Annotated in this window: 17 protein-coding genes; 8 read left to right on the forward strand and 9 right to left on the reverse strand. The window is 63.7% G+C overall.

Translation table 11 applies throughout. The features are described 5' to 3' along the window. The first annotated feature begins 4 nt into the window (after positions 1-4). Positions 5-1,678, forward strand: coding sequence for a gamma-glutamyltransferase (ggt, locus tag U5L98_RS13395; protein WP_322558970.1), 1,674 nt, complete (start codon positions 5-7; stop codon positions 1,676-1,678). A 26-nt stretch (positions 1,679-1,704) separates the two neighbouring features. On the opposite strand, the gene U5L98_RS13400 is transcribed toward ggt, so the two are convergent. Further along, positions 1,705-2,160, reverse strand: a complete 456-nt coding sequence (locus U5L98_RS13400; RefSeq protein ID WP_322558765.1) for a GNAT family N-acetyltransferase — start codon at positions 2,158-2,160, stop codon at positions 1,705-1,707. Between the two features lie 122 nt (positions 2,161-2,282). Here U5L98_RS13400 and U5L98_RS13405 point away from each other — a divergent pair, with 122 nt between their 5' ends. After that, positions 2,283-2,873 carry a YajG family lipoprotein gene (locus U5L98_RS13405; RefSeq protein WP_322558766.1) on the forward strand — a complete coding sequence of 197 codons (591 nt, stop codon included), beginning with the start codon at positions 2,283-2,285 and terminating at the stop codon, positions 2,871-2,873. 6 nt (positions 2,874-2,879) lie between these two features. On the opposite strand, the gene U5L98_RS13410 is transcribed toward U5L98_RS13405, so the two are convergent. Together U5L98_RS13410 and U5L98_RS13415 are read right to left on the reverse strand one after the other, a co-directional pair. Next, a complete protein-coding gene (locus U5L98_RS13410; protein ID WP_322558971.1) occupies positions 2,880-3,509 on the reverse strand; it encodes a thiopurine S-methyltransferase in 630 nt (209 codons plus the stop codon). 22 nt (positions 3,510-3,531) lie between these two features. Then, complete coding sequence (locus U5L98_RS13415; protein WP_322558767.1) at positions 3,532-4,161, reverse strand: TIGR04211 family SH3 domain-containing protein; 630 nt, start codon at positions 4,159-4,161, stop codon at positions 3,532-3,534. 375 nt (positions 4,162-4,536) lie between these two features. Here U5L98_RS13415 and miaB point away from each other — a divergent pair, with 375 nt between their 5' ends. From miaB to lnt, 5 genes are all read left to right on the forward strand, one after another. Next, positions 4,537-5,880, forward strand: a complete 1,344-nt coding sequence (miaB, locus tag U5L98_RS13420; protein WP_322558768.1) for a tRNA (N6-isopentenyl adenosine(37)-C2)-methylthiotransferase MiaB — start codon at positions 4,537-4,539, stop codon at positions 5,878-5,880. Between the two features lie 76 nt (positions 5,881-5,956). Further along, positions 5,957-7,054: a PhoH family protein gene (locus U5L98_RS13425; protein WP_322558769.1), complete on the forward strand. Its 1,098-nt coding sequence runs from the start codon at positions 5,957-5,959 to the stop codon at positions 7,052-7,054. Then, the gene (gene ybeY / locus U5L98_RS13430; RefSeq protein ID WP_322558770.1) at positions 7,051-7,551 is read left to right on the forward strand and encodes an rRNA maturation RNase YbeY; all 501 of its coding nucleotides are present in this window, start codon (positions 7,051-7,053) and stop codon (positions 7,549-7,551) included. The genes U5L98_RS13425 and ybeY overlap by 4 nt, the downstream gene beginning before the upstream one ends. Further along, the gene (locus U5L98_RS13435; RefSeq protein WP_322558771.1) at positions 7,548-8,417 is read left to right on the forward strand and encodes an HlyC/CorC family transporter; all 870 of its coding nucleotides are present in this window, start codon (positions 7,548-7,550) and stop codon (positions 8,415-8,417) included. Before ybeY ends, U5L98_RS13435 begins: the two co-directional genes overlap by 4 nt. 27 nt (positions 8,418-8,444) lie before the next feature. Beyond that, positions 8,445-9,911, forward strand: coding sequence for an apolipoprotein N-acyltransferase (gene lnt, locus U5L98_RS13440; protein WP_322558772.1), 1,467 nt, complete (start codon positions 8,445-8,447; stop codon positions 9,909-9,911). A gap of 111 nt (positions 9,912-10,022) precedes the next feature. Here lnt and phaC read toward each other — a convergent pair whose 3' ends face one another. The 5 genes from phaC to prmB form a co-directional block, all read right to left on the reverse strand. Continuing rightward, the gene (gene phaC / locus U5L98_RS13445; protein ID WP_322558773.1) at positions 10,023-11,864 is read right to left on the reverse strand and encodes a class I poly(R)-hydroxyalkanoic acid synthase; all 1,842 of its coding nucleotides are present in this window, start codon (positions 11,862-11,864) and stop codon (positions 10,023-10,025) included. A 141-nt stretch (positions 11,865-12,005) separates the two neighbouring features. Continuing rightward, positions 12,006-12,449, reverse strand: coding sequence for a phasin family protein (locus U5L98_RS13450; protein WP_322558774.1), 444 nt, complete (start codon positions 12,447-12,449; stop codon positions 12,006-12,008). Between the two features lie 133 nt (positions 12,450-12,582). After that, positions 12,583-13,005: a hypothetical protein gene (locus U5L98_RS13455; RefSeq protein WP_322558775.1), complete on the reverse strand. Its 423-nt coding sequence runs from the start codon at positions 13,003-13,005 to the stop codon at positions 12,583-12,585. Positions 13,006-13,062: 57 nt separating this feature from the next. After that, positions 13,063-14,148 carry a chorismate synthase gene (gene aroC, locus U5L98_RS13460; RefSeq protein ID WP_322558776.1) on the reverse strand — a complete coding sequence of 362 codons (1,086 nt, stop codon included), beginning with the start codon at positions 14,146-14,148 and terminating at the stop codon, positions 13,063-13,065. 30 nt (positions 14,149-14,178) lie between these two features. Then, positions 14,179-15,093 (reverse strand): 50S ribosomal protein L3 N(5)-glutamine methyltransferase, encoded by a 915-nt coding sequence (gene prmB, locus U5L98_RS13465; RefSeq protein ID WP_322558777.1) that lies wholly within the window; start codon positions 15,091-15,093, stop codon positions 14,179-14,181. A gap of 160 nt (positions 15,094-15,253) precedes the next feature. Here prmB and U5L98_RS13470 point away from each other — a divergent pair, with 160 nt between their 5' ends. Next, on the forward strand, positions 15,254-15,832 hold the full coding sequence (locus tag U5L98_RS13470) for a Smr/MutS family protein (RefSeq protein WP_322558778.1): 579 nt from the start codon (positions 15,254-15,256) through the stop codon (positions 15,830-15,832). 6 nt (positions 15,833-15,838) lie between these two features. On the opposite strand, the gene U5L98_RS13475 is transcribed toward U5L98_RS13470, so the two are convergent. Beyond that, complete coding sequence (locus U5L98_RS13475; RefSeq protein ID WP_322558972.1) at positions 15,839-16,960, reverse strand: patatin-like phospholipase family protein; 1,122 nt, start codon at positions 16,958-16,960, stop codon at positions 15,839-15,841. Positions 16,961-16,968 lie beyond the last annotated feature (8 nt).

Consider the following 16,968-nt stretch of genomic DNA (forward strand, 5'->3'; position numbering starts at 1 on the left):
GCTGATGCTCTCGCCGCTGGCGATGGCCCAGGAAGCGATATTGGAAGGGTCGCGTTTTCATCCTCAGGAGAGTGCCAAGGGCATGGTGGCCACTAGCCACTTCCTGGCCTCCGAAGTGGCGCGTGACGTATTGGCACAAGGTGGCAATGCCGTGGACGCAGCAGTGGTCGCCGGCTTCGCCCTGGCAGTCACCCAGCCACGCTCCGGCAATATCGGTGGCGGTGGCTTCATGCTGATCTCCGACGAACAGAGCGGTGAAGTAGTGGCCATCGACTATCGCGAGACCGCCCCGGCGGCGGCCACCGAGACGATGTTCCAGGACGAGAATGGTGAACCCGTCACCGAACGTTCTCGCTACACCCATCTCGCTGCCGGGGTGCCGGGTACCGTGGCAGGACTTGCCATGACGCTCGATGAGTACGGAACCTTGAGTCTGGCCGAGGCGCTAGCACCCGCCATTCGCCTCGCTGAGGAAGGCTTTGCCGTGCCTTCGCGGTTCGTGCAAGGGATTCAGGACAGCAAGGCACGCTTCGAGCCGTGGGAGGCCAGCATGGCCAAGTTCTTCAAGGAGGACGGCTCAGCCTATGAAGTTGGCGACATCTACCGCCAGCCGGACCTCGCCGCCACGCTCAAGCGCATTGCCGAGAACGGGGCCCGGGAATTCTACGAGGGCGAAACCGCACGGCTGATCGTTGCCGAAATGGAAAACCATGACGGCCTGATCACCATGGAAGACCTGGCAGGTTACGAACCGGTCGTCAGGGAACCCAGCTACGGCAATTATCGCGGCTACGACATCTACGCGATGAGCCCGCCCTCTTCTGGCGGCGCCCACATCGTGCAGATGCTCAACATTCTCGAAGACTATCCGATCGCCGAGATGGGGTTCGGCTCGGCCGACAGCATGCACGTCATGGCCGAGGCCATGAAACGCGCCTACGCCGACCGCTCCGAGTACCTGGGTGATACCGACTTCGTTGATGTGCCACTGGATGGCATCACCTCCAAGGAGTATGCCGAGGAATTGCGTGCCCAGATCAGCATGGACCAAGCCACGCCCAGCGCGGATATAGGCCCCGGCAATCCCCTACCCTACGAATCGAACGAGACCACGCATTTCTCCATTATCGACGGCAACGGGCTTGCAGTATCCAACACCTACACGATCAATTTCAGCTACGGCTCGGGGATTGTCGTTGATGGCGCCGGGTTTCTTCTCAACAACGAGATGGATGACTTCTCGGCCAAGCCCGGCGTGCCCAATGCCTATGGCCTGATCGGTGGCGAGGCCAACAAGGTCGAGCCCGGAAAACGCATGCTCTCGTCCATGACCCCGACCATCGTCAAGTACGACGACAAGAACTTCCTGATCACCGGCAGCCCAGGGGGGTCGCGCATCATCACCACCACCCTGCAGGTGCTGATGAATGTTATCGACCACAGTATGAACATTCAGTCGGCTGTCAGCGCACCACGTATGCATCACCAGTGGCTACCCGACGAGATTCGTGTGGAAGATGGCTTCAGCCCGGACACCCTGGATATTCTGAAGCAACGTGGTCACACCATCAGTCAGCAGGAAGCCATGGGGGCTGCCCAATCCATCGTAATCCGCGACGGCATGTTCTATGGAGGGGCTGACCCACGCCGCTCCACCTCGTCCGCCATCGGTCTCTGAGCTCTCGCTAAGCTCCGCACCCCGCTTCAATCTCGGGGTGCGGTTTTTTCCTGTTCCAACAGGGGCCAGACCATGAGCGACTCCTGTTCACCTGTTTCCGGATCCTCGCGCTCATCGACGATGCTGAAACCCAGCCGTCGGTAGAAGGAGACGGCGCGCACGTTACGGGAATAGACCCACAGGGTGATGGACGAGTGGCCCGCCATGGCGTGAGCCATCAGGCCACTGCCGTGCCCGAAGCTCTGTACCTCGGGGTCCACGAACAGCGCCTCGAGATGATCACCATGCATGGCACAGAAACCGATCACGCGTCGGCCGGCTTCCAGCACCTGCACCTCGCAGGCGGGCAGACGGCGAAGCGCCATGTCATCGGCACGCGCTCTCCAGTAGGCCTCATCAATGAAGGGGTGGGCTTGCTGGGAGGCACGCAGCCAGATGTCGACAAGATGCGGGATCTCCTCCCGGGTGGCGGGTCGGATCATGTCGCAGCTCCTGTGGCTATCCCTGCAGTGTAACCCCTAGCAGGGAACGGGTCGCGTCACCGGTTCCCGCTACCTAGGCCGGAGGCTATACTCGATGCCCTGCCATCTTCAGGAGACTTCTCATGCAGCGTCGTCATGTCCTGGGTGCCTGCACCCTGCTGCTCGCCACCGGTTGGCTGGCCGGCTGTTCCAACCCTCACTACCTGCAACTCGACCCCAAGCGCACGGCCCAGGTGCCGCAGAGCGGTAGCGGCCAGGAAGTCACCGTGACGGCCGTGGACGGTCGCGACAGCGACGTCATCGGCACCCGTACCGGCAGCGCCATGTCCACCGCGGTGATCACCGTGGATGCCCATGAGCTGGTGCCACGGCTGCAGACGGAGGCGGAACGCGCCTTGAGGGAAATGGGCTTCACTCCCACCACCGAGCAGGCCAAAGGAAGGCCCAGCCTGACACTCACCCTGGATCACCTGGGCTACGAGCGTGGCAAGAGTCGTCCCGTCATCGACGAGGCACGGATCGAGTCGGTGCTGATCGCCGAGGCGACCAACGACGGCAACACCTATACCGGCACCTACACGTCGCGCCGCACTCAAAGCTATGCCATGCGCCCCGGCAAGAAGGCCAACACCCGCATGGTCAACGAGCTGCTTTCGGACGGCCTCGACCGCGCCTTCCGCGACCCCGAGCTGGGACGACTGCTGGCACGCTGAATCTGCTCAAGCCAGCGGGCCACGACGCACCAGCGCCCAGGCGCTCTCGCGAAAGCCGCTGCCGGCCTCCGGCTCGCCGTCCTCCAGATGAGTGACGCGGAAGTTGGGCTCGAACAGCTCGCGCACTTCCTCGGCAGAAACGCTGTAGGGCGGCCCACCAGGGTCTCGCGTCAGTGTAATCAGCAACCCTCGAGCACCGGGCAGGATCAGCTGAGCCAGATGGAAGGCGTAACGCTGGCGGGTGGCCGCCGGCAGGGCGATCAGGGCGGCACGGTCGTAGAAGGCACCGATCTCTGCCGCCTGCTGAATATGGAAGTGGAAGAAATCGCCGCACCACAACTCCACGCTGCCCTGGCGACAGATGTCGAAGTCGGCCTGGCGATAACGGCTCACCTCCCCCACGCCCTCGGCGACGAACTCCTCGATGGCCTGCTCGGCCAACTCGATGCCCAGCACCGGGTGGTCATGATGCGCCAGCCAGCGCATGTCCAGGCTCTTGCCACACAACGGCACCAGCACCTTGGTGCCTGCCCGGACCCCCAGGCTGGGCCAGTGACGTACCAGGATCGGATGGGGCCGGTCGCGATGGAAACCGATGCGCCCCTCGCGCCAACGCTCCCGCCATTCGTTGACCATCATTCCCCCTGCCGGGCCAGCATCAGAACCAGCGATCGCGCTTGCGACGACGGCGTGGCAGATGGGGCACGATCAGCCCCACCAGCAAGCCGGCTCCCGCGACTCCGCCACCGTACATGAAGTAGCGCATCAGCAGGTCCTCTTCCTGGGTATCCAGACGAGCCTGGAGCTCGCGGATGGTGGAGCGCGCCTGCTCGGTCTCATCCTCGAGGGCCGCGTTGCGCGCTTCGAGTTCGGCGATGCGCCGCTCGCGGACCTCGAGGGTCTCGGTCATCGACGCGGTACGGCTCTGCCAGGTGTCGTTGATGCCGGAAAGCTCCTCGGTCAGTTCCTCCACCCGAGCTTCCAGCACCGGCAGTCGCTCCTGGGCGCTGGGCGTCTCCTGCAACTCGTCACTCAGAACCCATACCGTGTCACCTTCTTCGTCCACCACTCGGCTGTAGTCGCCGCTGGTCTCGAGGACCGTGACCGGCTCACCGGCGGAAAGGGTCCCGATGATCCGATAGCCGTCGGTCGGGCCACTACGCACAAAGGTAGTGAGGTCGTCCGATACCCAGGCAGTACCGTCGGCTTCCTGCTGGGCATGCAGAGCTTGGGGGAGCGTCGCGAGCGCCACGCCCAGTGTCAGAATCTTGAGTTTATGTATCGTCATGCCGTTGTCCTGGCTGTCCAAGGCTCGCGTGTCGCGAAAGATGCACCATCCACGTAAGACCGTGGCGACGATGCTGATGTTCGTGGTGTAGGTTACCCACAGCGACTGTGGACAACCATCGGGAAAACCGCTGGAAAGTTGCCGGCAGCCGGCATTCCAACCGCCCCGTGCCGCTGTCGTTCACTTTCTGACCAAAGCAGGCGAGCGTACCCGTCCCCGCAAGTCGCACAGGGTACCACAGTCGCATCTGCCGGCCGCTGGCCCCGATGGGGGCAACGGCGTATAATGACGGGTCTTCTCCCGGGTGGCCATTCGGCCATCTGCCAACATCCATCCACCGGTGCACCGTCGCGCCAGATGCCGCGACCTATTCTTATGGCGAAGAAACTCTTCATCAAGACGCACGGCTGCCAGATGAACGAGTACGACTCCGCGCGCATGGCGGATCTGCTCGGCGAATCCCACCAGCTGGAGCTCACCGACGACGAGCGCGATGCCGACGTCATCCTGCTCAACACCTGTTCCATCCGCGAGAAGGCCCAGGAGAAGGTGTTCCACCAACTGGGGCGCTGGAAGAAGCTCAAGGAGGCCAACCCCGACCTGCTGATCGGTGTCGGGGGATGCGTGGCCAGCCAGGAGGGCGAGGCGCTGCGCAAGCGCGCCCCCCATGTCGACATGGTGTTCGGGCCGCAGACCCTTCATCGGGTGCCATCGATGCTCGACTCGCGCCAGCAGGATCAGATCTCGGTGGTCGACGTCACCTTTCCCGAGATCGAGAAGTTCGATCACCTGCCCAAGCCAAGCTCCGATGGCGCCACCGCCTTCGTCTCGGTAATGGAAGGCTGTTCCAAGTACTGCACCTTCTGCGTGGTGCCCTATACCCGCGGCGAAGAGGTCTCGCGCCCCTTCGAGCCAGTGATGGACGAAGTGATCCATCTCGCTGACCAGGGCGTGCGCGAGATCAACCTGCTGGGACAGAACGTCAATGCCTACCGCGGCGCAAACCAGCTGGGCGACGAGATCGACCTGGCCGAGCTGATCGCCTGCGTGGCGGCGGTTGAGGGCATCGACCGCGTACGCTTCACCACCTCCCACCCGGTGGAGTTCTCCGACAGCCTGATCGAGGCCTATGGGGAGATTCCCGAGCTAGTCAGCCATCTGCACCTCCCGGTGCAGGCCGGCTCGGATCGCGTGCTCGCGGCCATGAAACGCGGCCATGGCGTTGAGGAGTATGTCGAGAAGCTCGAGCGTATCCGCGAACTGCGCCCGGACATCAGTTTCTCGTCGGATTTCATCATCGGCTTCCCGGGCGAGACCGAGGCGGACTTCGAGGCTACGATGAACCTGATCCACCGCATCGGCTTCGACCACTCATTCAGCTTCGTCTACTCAGCGCGCCCCGGCACACCGGCCGCGAATCTCGAGGACGACACCCCGGAAAGCGTCAAGAAGCAGCGCCTGGCAATTCTTCAGGAGCGCATCAACCAGCAGGCGATGCAGATCAGCCGTCGCATGGTGGGCTCCACCCAGCGCATCCTGGTCACCGGCTTCTCGCCGAAGGATCCGGGCCAGCTCTCCGGACGCACCGAGAACAACCGGGTGGTCAATTTCCGTGCGCCCAACCCGACCGAGCTGATCGGCTATTTCGTCGACGTGGAAATCAGCGAGGCGCTGCCCAACTCGCTGCGTGGCGAGCTCGCTTCCCCCGCGTGCTACTGATTCGTTCTGCCGTTGCCCCGGCCAGCACCGGGGCAGTAAGCTGACTCTAAACCCATTAGCCACGGACCGCCCCGACTTGACCCAACCAGCCTCTCAGGCCAACCGCATCATTACCCTGAATCTCGAGCCCAACGACCCCCGTCGCCTGGCCAACCTCTGCGGTCAGCGCGACGAGAACCTCAAGCTTGTCGAATCGCGGCTCGGCATCACCCTTCGCAACCGCGGCAACATCTTCCAACTCGCTGGGCCGTCCTCGCGCGTCAAGGCGGCCGCCAACGTGCTGGAGCACCTCTACCGCGAGGCCGAGGTCAGCGATCTGGACCCGGACACCGTGCACCTCTTCCTGCAGGAGTCGGGGCTCGAGGCGCTGGATGAGGAAGAGGGCGGAGAAACTGAGGACGAGGTGCTGCTGCGCACCCCGCGCACGCTGATCAAGCCACGCGGCCTCAACCAGCAGAGCTATGTGCAGAGCATACGCGCGCATGACATCAACTTCGGCATCGGCCCGGCGGGTACCGGCAAGACCTACCTGGCCGTGGCGGCGGCGGTAGAGGCCCTCAACCAGCAGGAAGTACGCCGCATCCTGCTGGTGCGCCCGGCCGTGGAGGCCGGCGAGAAGCTCGGTTTCCTGCCCGGCGACCTTGCCCAGAAGATCGATCCTTACCTGCGCCCGCTCTATGACGCCCTCTACGAGATGATCGGCTTCGAGCAGGTGGCCAAGCTGATAGAACGCCAGGTAATCGAGATCGCCCCGCTGGCCTACATGCGCGGGCGCACCCTCAACAACGCTTTCATCATCCTCGACGAGAGCCAGAACACCACTCGCGAGCAGATGAAGATGTTCTTGACCCGCATCGGCTTCGGCTCCACCGCGGTGATCACCGGCGACATCACCCAGGTCGACCTGCCCCGCGGCCAGAGCTCGGGGCTGATCCAGGTGCTCGAGGTACTCAAGGGAACACCCGGCATCGGCGTGACCCACTTCGCCGCTAAGGATGTGGTACGTCATCCGCTGGTACAGCGCATCATCGAGGCCTATGACCACTTCGAGGCCGAACAGGAAGCCTCCGAGCGCGCCCAGCGTGATGAACGTGAGAGCCAGCGGCAGGAACGCCTGGAGCGTTCCCGGCAGAACAAGCTGCGCCACGACGCCCCAGGATCCGCGGATTCATGAGTCCTCTCATCGATCGCCAGATCGCGCTCGAGGCCGATGATCTGCCGGGTCAGGCCGAGCTCGAGAAATGGGTGGGCGTGGTGCTGGCGCGCCACGCCGATGATTCACGCCACGAGCTCACCATCCGCTTCGTCGATGACGCCGAGAGCCAGACCCTCAACCGCGACTACCGCGGCAGGGACAGGTCCACCAACGTGCTCTCCTTCCCTTTCGAGGGCCCGCCCGGGGTCACGCTTGATCTGCTCGGTGACCTGGTAATCTGCCACCCGCTGGTGATCATTGAGGCAGCGGAACAGGACAAGTCGCTGCGCGCTCACTACGCTCACATGGTGGTCCACGGCACCCTGCATCTACTGGGTCATGACCATGAGGAAGACGCCGAGGCCGAGGTCATGGAGGCCCTCGAGCGTGACATACTCGCGTCGCTGGGGATCGCCGACCCCTATGCGCCGTCGAATCGCGATTCCGATACCGAGGACGAGAGAGCCGACGCATGAGCGAAGACCGATCGAGCAGCCAGGGCAGCAAGTCCTGGCTCGACAAGCTGTTCAGCGCCCTGTCCAGCGACAGCGATGAACCCAGCTCCCGGGACGAACTGCTGGAGTTCCTGCGCCAGGCGGGCTCTCGCCTCAAGCTCGACCAGGACGCCATGATGATCATCGAAGGCGCCCTGAACATCAGCGACCAACAGGTACGCGAGGTCCTCATCCCGCGCTCCCAGATCACTGCCATCGCCCTCGACCAGCCCCTCGAGGAATACCTGCCGGTGATACTCGAGACCGGCCACTCCCGCTATCCGGTGATCGGCGAGAACCTGGACGAGGTCAAGGGCATCCTGCTGGCCAAGGATCTGCTGCCCCTGCTGCGTAGCGGCCAGGGGAATGGCATGCCCTTTCAGCTCGACGAGGTGCTGCGCCCGGCCATGTTCGTACCCGAATCCAAGCGCCTCAATAGTCTGCTCAAGGAGTTCCAGGACACCCGCAATCATATGGCGGTAGTGGTGGACGAGTACGGGGGCACGGCGGGCATCGTCACCATCGAGGACATCCTCGAGGAGATCGTCGGCGAGATCGAGGATGAGCACGACATCGACGAGGAGATCGATATCCGCGAGTTGGGCGACGAGCGCTATGCGATTCGCGCCCTGACCACCATCGAGGACTTCAACGACCGCTTCGGCACCCGCTTCTCGGACGACGAATTCGACACCCTGGGCGGACTGGTGATGCAGCGTTTCGGCCACCTGCCGGGACGCGGCGAGCACACCGAAATCGGTGGCTGGCGCTTCACGGTGCTCAACGCCGACAACCGCCGCATTCGGCTGCTCGAGGCTGAACCCTGCGAGGAGAACGCCGAAGAGTAACGCGGCCCCTGACCACGGATGGACACCATGGCTGACTCTCGTCTGACCCCGGCACTGGGCTGCCTGGCGGCCCTGCTCGCCGGTGGCCTCACCACTCTGACCGCCTCACCCTTCGAGCTCTGGTGGTTGGGTCCGGTAGCCGCCGGCCTCGTCTATCTGGGCCTACATTCCCTGACACCCGCCCAGGCGGCGCTTCGCGGTTGGTGCTACGGCCTGGGGTTGTTCGGGTCCGGGGCCTCCTGGGTCTATGTCTCGATCCATGATTACGGCTACACCGGCGTGCCCCTGGCACTCTTCCTCACTGCGCTTTTCGTCGCCGGCCTGGCGCTGTTCTTCGCAGCCACCCTCTGGATCTACCGGCGACTGTGCGGCCCTCGCCTGGCGGCGCTGAGCTTTGCGGGTGCCTGGGTGCTCGGTGAATGGCTGCGCACCTGGCTTTTCACCGGCTTCCCCTGGCTCCTGCTGGGCAGTGGCCAGGTGGACTCGCCTCTCGCTGCCTGGGCCCCGGTAGGCGGCGTCTACCTGATGTCGCTGATCACCACCCTGACGGGCAGTCTGGGCGTCGAATTCCTGCGGCACCGCTGGTGGGCCGTCGCACCCGTCGCCTTGCTGTGGCTGGTACCGCTGGTCCTGCCCGCCCAGTGGACCTCTCCCGCTGGCGAATCGGTACGCGCCGCCCTGCTGCAGGGAAACCTCCCCCAGCTGATCAAGTGGACCCCCGAAGGGCAGCGGCGTGCCGTCGACACCTATCTCTCGATGAGCCGGCAGCTGGAACAGGACATCGAACTGGTGATCTGGCCCGAGGCCGCCCTGCCCATGTTCGAGGACCAGGCGGCGCCCATCCTCGAGCGCGCCCGAGCCAGCATGCCGACGGGTACCAACCTGCTCACCGGCGTCCTTCAGCGTGACGACAGCGGCCTCTACTATAACAGCGTCGTCGGCCGGGGCGACGTCGAGGGCGAGTACCGCAAGGCCCACCTGGTGCCATTCGGCGAATACCTGCCCCTGGAGAGCCTGCTACGCGGGGCGATCGCCTTCTTCGACCTACCGGCGCCGACCATGACGCAGGGACCCTCCGATCAGCCACCGATCCGCGTCGGAGAGCTGACTCTCGGTATTGCCATCTGCTACGAGATCATCTATGCCGACCTGGTGGCCTCGCGAGCCCGCGATGCCGGAGTCCTGCTAACGGTCTCCAACGACACCTGGTTCGGGGCCTCCATCGGACCATTGCAGCACCTGCAGATGGCCCGCCTGCGAGCGCTGGAGAACGGCCGCCCGGTGGTACGCGCCACCAGCAACGGCGTCACCGCCTTCATCGACCCACAGGGCAGGATCACTGCCCGAGCACCGCAGTTCGAGACCACCGTCCTCGAGGGTGAAGTCACGCCCATGGAAGGTCTCACCCCCTTCACCCGCACGGGCAGCTGGCCGACCTGGCTGCTGGCCGTCCTGATTGTGTTGCCCGGCCTGCGGCTGGGGCGCAAGCCGTAAGCTGGAAGGCAGCATAAGCCTAGCCCATAACCACACAACCCCGCCGTAATGGCGGGGTTGTGTGTTCTTCCAGCTTCCAGGCGCGGAGCGCCGCTCTTCCAGCTTACAGCTTCAGGCTTCCGACGAAGTCGGGGTGTCACCCAGCACCTCGGGGATAGTCATGCGCACATAGCGCCCTGGCGCCGGTTCGAGGATATCGAGCTCGCCATCACCTGGCTGCCGCGCTGCCACCAGCTTCTCGGTGTCAACATAGCCATTTTCGGTGATCCACTGTTGCCAGTGGGGCCACCAGGAACCTTCATGCTGCTCCGCGCCCTCCAGCCACTCGTCGGCGGTAGCAGGCAGCTCGTCGTTGGTCCAGTAACCGTACTTGTTCTTGCTGGGCGGATTGACGATGCCGGCGATATGGCCAGAGCCGCCCAGCACGAACTTGACCGGCCCCTTAGGCAGGAGGGCACCGTAGTAAGTGCTGTTCCACTTGGCGATGTGGTCCTCACGGGGAGAGATGAAGTAGCTCGGCGTGGAAATCTTGCGCAGGTCGATCTTGACCCCATCGAGCTCGATGCCATCCGGCTGGACCAGGCGGTTCTCCAGGTACATGCGTCGCAGGTACCAGGCGTGAGTCCCGGCCGGCAGGTTGGTGCCATCGGTATTCCAATAGAGCAGATCGAAGGGAACCGGTGGATTACCCTTCAGGTAATTGTTGATGTAGAAGGACCAGAAGAGGTCGTTCTCGCGCAACAGGTTGAAGGAGTAGGCCATGACCCGGCCGTCTAGATAGCCGTCACGCTCCAGCTTGGCCTCGATGCCCTCGAGCACCGTCTCGGAGAGGAAGACACCAATCTCGCCCGGATCACGGAAGTCCTGCAGGGTGGCCATGTAGGTTACCGACTTGACCTTGCGACCACGCCGAGTGCTGGTCAGGTAGGCCACGGTCGAGGCGGCCAGGGTCCCGCCGATGCAGTAGCTCATCAGGTTGACCGACTTCTCGCCGGTGGCCTGCTCGATAGCCTCCATGGCGGCAATGGGACCCATCTGCATATAGTCGGCCCAGGTCAAGTCACGCTGTTCCGGGCCAGGATTGCGCCAGGAGATAAGGAAAACGGTGTGACCCTGCTCCACCAGCCAACGGACCAGGGAGTTATCCTGGCGAAGGTCGAGGATGTAGTACTTGTTGATCCAGGGCGGCACCACGAGCAACGGGGTCTTGTAGACCTGCTCGGTGGCCGGCGTGTACTGGATCAGTTGGATCAGCTCGTTCTCGTAGACCACCGCCCCGGGAGTGACGGCAATGTTCTCACCGATCGCAAAGGCGCTGCGATCGGTCATCGTGACATTGATGCCCTCGGCGGAGTTGGCCAGGTCCTCGCGCAACCGGGCCAGGCCTTCGACCAGGTTCTGACCGCGCGTTTCCGTGGTCCTGCGCATCACCTCGGGATTGGTGGTGACGAAGTTGGTCGGCGCCATAGCATTGACCAACTGGCGTGCATAGAAACCGAGATTGCGCTTCTGGTCCTCCGAGAGACCATCAAGGCTTTCGATCAGATCTTCTACCACCCGTGAGAACATCAGGTACTGCTGCATGATCGCCAGATAATAGGGATCGTCGTACCAGGCATCATCATTGAAGCGGCGATCGCCTTTGCTCGGCGTGATCAACGGCTCGACGTCCTCGCCGGCGAGGCTGCGCAGCGATTGCTGCCAAAGCTGGAACTGGTCCTGAAGCAGCCGCGACTGGGTCTGCCACAGCAGGGGCGGGTTCTGCATCAGCGATTGGGCACCGGCCTGAAAGCACTGGCGCATGTCTTGATGGACCGATTCCGCAGCATCGCTGGGCACTATGCGTGCCAGCAGATCCTGCATCAAGGCCTTGTATTCTTCGCTGATCTTGGCGAGCTGAGCGTTCCACGCCTCTAGCTCGACCTGTGTCGGTGCTTGCACCCCTGACTGCATTGACCCCTCCTGTCATTCATGAAGGTCGGTGTTTCTGATGGGCGACACTGGAACCGACCTAGGGTTCGATATGACTCACAACGCCACTATCCGGCCCCCGTACCCCGGGAACCGGACAGGCGCGATTAGATTATCGCGATATCAGCGCTTGCGCGACGTGGACTGGCTGGTCGCCTTGGCGGGTTCGTCCGACTTCGATGCCTCGCCCTTGGCAGCCTGTCCGGCCTTCTCGGCCTGCTCGGCGAGCTGCTTACCCGATTCGGCGTAGAGCTTTTCGAGCTCGGTCTTGAACTCGAGGCTCATCTCGCTCATCGCCTTGGCATCCTCGAGCATCTGCTTGGAGAGCTCGTTCATCATCTCGGCCTGGCGAGTACCGAAGTCTCGCATGCTATCGGCATCGCTGACTTCGCTAGCATCCCGCATGCGCTCGGTGCCCATTTGGCTGTAGCGCTTCATGGACTCCATCTGATACTGAGTCATCTTCTCCATGTTGTTCAGCATCAGCGAGTTGAGCTTGCGCATCGGTTCGAAAAACTGGCGGGTCTGCTCGTTGAATGCGTTGATCATCTTGTCTTGGTCTTGCATGTCAAATTCCTCCTGGAGGATCGATAACAAAGGCTTTGTTGCACTGCACAAAGCCTAGTCTTCCACCTTCTCAGTTGCAACCGTATTCATGGCGCTCTCGCGAAGGTCGAATATGGCCGGTCAATTTCCGCTATCAGCTATCGCGCTTGCTGCGGGAGCTAGCACTAGCCGTGGACTTTCGAGAGGTGCTGGATGTTCCAGAAGAGCCACTGGAGGAGTTACCGCTGCCCCCCGTTTCCGACTTCTGTTCCTTGCTCGCTGCGCCACCACCGCTACTAGTGGAACTGGCGGCCTTGGTCAGCATATCGAGCATCATCTGCTGGTAGTTGCCAAAACTGGACAGCCCCTGGGAGAGGTTCTGTGAGACGTTCTGCGACAAGCCGGGCTGCTGCAGGAAGGGCTGCATCAGGCTCATCGGATCGTATCCTTCCACCCCCGACTCCATCTGTTTCTGAATCCGGTTCAGTAAATCCTTCTGGAAGGCCTCCACGTCGGGCAGGCCAAGCGCCTGGCGAAACTCTTCGGGGGTCAGGTCGAACTCGACGTTGATCTTCATGGCGTCACTCTTGTTGGTGGTCAGAAGAAGTGTAGCAGCCATGACGGATGGTGCGGCTCAGCGCAGCCAGGGTGTCGATACCCGGACCTCGGCATTCTGCCCGCGGTGGCGCAGCAGATGGTCCATCAGGGTCAGCGCCATCATCGCCTCGGCAATGGGCGTGGCACGGATGCCCACGCAGGGGTCGTGGCGCCCCTTGGTGACCACCTCCACCGGGTTGCCATGGACATCGATGCTGCGCCCCGGGGTAGTGATGCTGGAGGTGGGCTTGAGTGCCAGGTGGGCGATAATCGTCTGACCGCTGGAGATGCCCCCCAGCACCCCACCGGCATGATTCGAGAGAAAACCCTGGGGCGTCATCTCGTCGCGATGCTCGCTGCCACGGCTTGCCACGGCGGCGAAGCCGTCGCCGATCTCCACGCCCTTCACCGCGTTGATGCTCATCAGGCCGTGGGCCAGCTCCGCATCCAGACGGTCGAAAACCGGCTCGCCCAGTCCCGGCGGCACCCCCTCGGCGACCACGCTGATCCTTGCCCCTACCGAGTCCTGGTCTCGGCGCAGCTGGTCCATGAAAGTCTCGAGCTCTGCCACACGGCCCGGGTCGGGGCAGAAAAAGGGATTCTCGTCCACGGCCTCCCACTGCTTGAAGTCGATATCGATGGGACCGAGCTGGCTCATGTAGCCGCGAACGGTGATCCCCTGCGCGGCGAGGTACTTCTTGGCGATGGCCCCGGCCGCCACCCGCATGGCGGTCTCCCGTGCACTGGAGCGCCCGCCACCGCGATAGTCGCGAATCCCGTACTTATGGTGGTAGCTATAGTCGGCGTGGGCTGGGCGGAACTGGTCCTTGATCTTCGAATAGTCCTTGGAGCGCTGATCGGTGTTCTCGATCATCAAGCCGATGGTCGTCCCTGTGGTCACACCCTCGAAGACGCCGGAGAGGATTCTCACCCGGTCGGGCTCGCGCCGCTGGGTGGTATGGCGGGAAGTGCCGGGGCGACGGCGATCCAGGTCGTGCTGCAGATCCGCCTCGGTCAGCGGCAGTCCCGGCGGGCAGCCATCGACGATGGCCCCCAGTGCGGGGCCGTGGCTCTCGCCGAAGGTGGTGAGGGTGAACAGCTTGCCGAAGGTGTTGCCGGACATGGGCGCTCCTCCTGGGACGGGAGATGAGAATCAGGCGAAGGACGCCGCATGGGCGTCGAGTTCTGCGGCGGTCAGGGCAAACACACCCTGGCCACCGCGCTCGAATTCGAGCCACAGGAAGGGCACCTCGGGGAAGGCAGCCTCCAGGTGATGATCGGAGTTGCCGACCTCGACGATCAATACGCCCTCAGCGGTGAGATGCTCGCGGGCCTCGGCGAGGATGCGGCGCACGATGTCCAACCCATTCGCACCGGCACCCAGCGCCAATGCCGGCTCGTGGTGGAACTCGGCGGGCATGGTGGTCAGGTCGCGGGTATCCACGTAAGGGGGGTTGGAGACGACCAGGTCATAGCGTCTCCCGGCGAGCCCCGCGAAGAGATCGGATTCCACGGCACGCACCCGCTCGCCCACATCATGGCGCGAGATGTTCTGGCGGGCTACGGCCAGGGCCTCGGGGCTGATATCGGCCAGGTCGACCTCGCAGCCGGGCAGATGCAGTGCCGTGGCGATGCCGATGCAGCCCGAGCCTGCGCAGAGGTCGAGCACCCGAGCCGGCGGCTCGAGGGGGAACCAGGCGGCGAAGCCATGCTCGATCAGTTCGGCGATGGGGGACCGGGGAATCAACACCCGCTCGTCGACGCTGAAGGGGACACCGGCGAAGAAGGCCTCGCCCAGCAGGTAGGGGAGCGGGCGGCGGGTCTCGATACGAGCGCGCACCAGGGCCACGATGCGGGTGCGCTCCATGGGCAGCAGCCGTGCCTCGAGTACCGCCGGGTCGACGTTCCAGGGCAGATGCAGGGCGCCGAGGGTCAGTGCCACGGCCTCGTCCCAGGCGGAATCGGTGCCGTGGCCGAAGAAAAGGCCCGCCAGATGGAACTCGCTGGCAGCCCAGCGCAAGCAATCGAGCAGGGTGACCAGGCCATCGGCAAGGGCCTCATCACTCATGACGAGGGTGGAGGAAGATGCATCAGCGAGAAAATCAGCCACAGGACATCCTGGAGTCGGGGAGCTCAGTTAACACAAGTGCCGATTGTAACCGGACCCGCGGTTCACAGCCACGGCAGGGAGGGTATACTGGCACTTTGCTTCACAAGCCGAATGCCCCATGAGCCGTAATCGCCACCCTCCCGACGAGGACGAGATCAGCACCTTTCGCCAGGCCTTGCGAAACGCTGGTGTCCGCCCGATCGCCCGCAACCGGGCGGACCCCGGACGTCGGCGCCGGGTAGACCCCGCCGAGGCTGCGCGAAGAGCCGCCGCGACTGCGGCTACCGATGATCTCGCGGCGGTCGGTCGCACCTCGGACGGTAGGGTGGAGCCCGTACGGCCCTCCGAATTTCTCGACTTCGCACTGCCCGACCTGCCCTGGCGAACGCGTCAGCAGCTCAAGCGCGGAGCCATCGGTTGGGAGGCAGGACTCGACCTGCATGGGCATACCCTCGAAGAGGCCCGCGAGGAACTGGAGGCCTTCCTGCGTGATGCCGCAAGCCGCCGGCGACGCTGCGTGCTGATCGTGCATGGCAAGGCCTGGGGTACCACCAGCGACTATCCGATGATCAAGAGCCACGTGAATGCCTGGTTGCGGGAGTGGCCCAGCGTGCTGGCCTTCTGCTCGGCAACCACGACCGATGGCGGCACCGGGGCGGTCTATGTACTGCTAAGGCGGCGCGGCGGTCGAGCCTGACATTGCTCAGGATGCACGCTCCTCTTCTTCCCCTTCTTCCCCTTCTTCCCCTTCTTCCCCTTCCTGACCTTTCTTGGCCGGCGCCTTCACGCGGATGGAAGGCCCTCCCCCGCCGGGTCTGACACGTCCCTCGAAGCGGTCCAGCGCCTCTTCGGCCAGATGCCTGCCGAGGCTGATAAGCGCCTTGGCACGGTGGAACTCGTAGGCATCACAGACCGTCTTGGGCACCTCTATGAGTACATCCGGCGGATAACCCGCCACCTTGTACTTGGCCAGGGCCGCCTGGGTGATATCGAAGGAGGCCAGCACCATGTCCATCCGCCCCCACTCGCGACGACCACCTTCCATGGCCTCTTCCACCTCGCTCTTGTCGGCGCTGCCGCTCTCGTTTTTGCCATCGGATCCAACGAAGAGCCGTCGGGTGGCCCCGCGAACCTTGTCAATCCAGTTGGCGAAGCCGGTACCACCATCGTCCCGGGATTCCTCCCGCGCCTGCTCCTCGGCAGCTTCTTCGGGGGGCAGCAGCTCCTCCAGGGTTACCGGGCGCGGGGTATGGGCGGTGGCATTCACCGCCAGCACGAAATCTGCCTGGGCCGCCACTGTCGGGATGATCGGCAGCGGGTTGAGTAACCCGCCGTCCACCAGTACCTGGTCACCGCGATGCACCGGGGTGATCACCCCGGGTATGGCAATGGACGCGCGAATCGCCTCGAGCAGCGGTCCATCCTGGAACCACACCTCGCGCTGGCGGGTGATATCGGTGGCCACAGTGGTCACGGGAATTTCCAGATCCTCGATGCGGGTATCGCCGATCAGGTTCTCGAGCTTGTCCATGATCTTGCTGGCCTTCATGGCCCCCATGGGATTCCAGGTGACATCGACCAGCTTGAGCACGTCGAAATAGTCCAGCTGGCAGACCCAGTCACGGTACGCGGCCAGCTTACCTGCCGCGTAGACGCCGCCTACCAGGGCGCCCATGGAACAGCCGGAGATCGCCACCACTCGGTAGCCCCGTGCCTCGAGCTCCTCGATCACCCCGATATGGGCATAGCCCCGTGCTCCCCCGCTGCCAAGCACCAGCGCCACGCGCTTGCCTTGTGTGTCCTCGGCTTCCCCTTGCTGGCTCATCACCCGCT

Source organism: Halomonas sp. (genome assembly GCF_034520545.1).
Lineage (GTDB): Bacteria > Pseudomonadota > Gammaproteobacteria > Pseudomonadales > Halomonadaceae > Halomonas.

What these genes read in the sequence shown, in the direction of transcription:
- U5L98_RS13470 (WP_322558778.1), top strand. Translation starts at nt 15,254, where the DNA reads ATGAGCCGTAATCGCCACCCTCCCGACGAGGACGAGATCAGCACCTTT.
- U5L98_RS13400 (WP_322558765.1), bottom strand. Translation starts at nt 2,160, where the DNA reads ATGATCCGACCCGCCACCCGGGAGGAGATCCCGCATCTTGTCGACATC.
- U5L98_RS13475 (WP_322558972.1), bottom strand. Translation starts at nt 16,960, where the DNA reads ATGAGCCAGCAAGGGGAAGCCGAGGACACACAAGGCAAGCGCGTGGCG.
- U5L98_RS13410 (WP_322558971.1), bottom strand. Translation starts at nt 3,509, where the DNA reads ATGGTCAACGAATGGCGGGAGCGTTGGCGCGAGGGGCGCATCGGTTTC.
- aroC (WP_322558776.1), bottom strand. Translation starts at nt 14,148, where the DNA reads ATGTCCGGCAACACCTTCGGCAAGCTGTTCACCCTCACCACCTTCGGC.
- U5L98_RS13405 (WP_322558766.1), top strand. Translation starts at nt 2,283, where the DNA reads ATGCAGCGTCGTCATGTCCTGGGTGCCTGCACCCTGCTGCTCGCCACC.
- miaB (WP_322558768.1), top strand. Translation starts at nt 4,537, where the DNA reads ATGGCGAAGAAACTCTTCATCAAGACGCACGGCTGCCAGATGAACGAG.
- ggt (WP_322558970.1), top strand. Translation starts at nt 5, where the DNA reads ATGCTCTCGCCGCTGGCGATGGCCCAGGAAGCGATATTGGAAGGGTCG.
- U5L98_RS13435 (WP_322558771.1), top strand. Translation starts at nt 7,548, where the DNA reads ATGAGCGAAGACCGATCGAGCAGCCAGGGCAGCAAGTCCTGGCTCGAC.
- ybeY (WP_322558770.1), top strand. Translation starts at nt 7,051, where the DNA reads ATGAGTCCTCTCATCGATCGCCAGATCGCGCTCGAGGCCGATGATCTG.
- U5L98_RS13455 (WP_322558775.1), bottom strand. Translation starts at nt 13,005, where the DNA reads ATGAAGATCAACGTCGAGTTCGACCTGACCCCCGAAGAGTTTCGCCAG.
- U5L98_RS13415 (WP_322558767.1), bottom strand. Translation starts at nt 4,161, where the DNA reads ATGACGATACATAAACTCAAGATTCTGACACTGGGCGTGGCGCTCGCG.
- prmB (WP_322558777.1), bottom strand. Translation starts at nt 15,093, where the DNA reads ATGAGTGATGAGGCCCTTGCCGATGGCCTGGTCACCCTGCTCGATTGC.
- lnt (WP_322558772.1), top strand. Translation starts at nt 8,445, where the DNA reads ATGGCTGACTCTCGTCTGACCCCGGCACTGGGCTGCCTGGCGGCCCTG.
- U5L98_RS13450 (WP_322558774.1), bottom strand. Translation starts at nt 12,449, where the DNA reads ATGCAAGACCAAGACAAGATGATCAACGCATTCAACGAGCAGACCCGC.
- phaC (WP_322558773.1), bottom strand. Translation starts at nt 11,864, where the DNA reads ATGCAGTCAGGGGTGCAAGCACCGACACAGGTCGAGCTAGAGGCGTGG.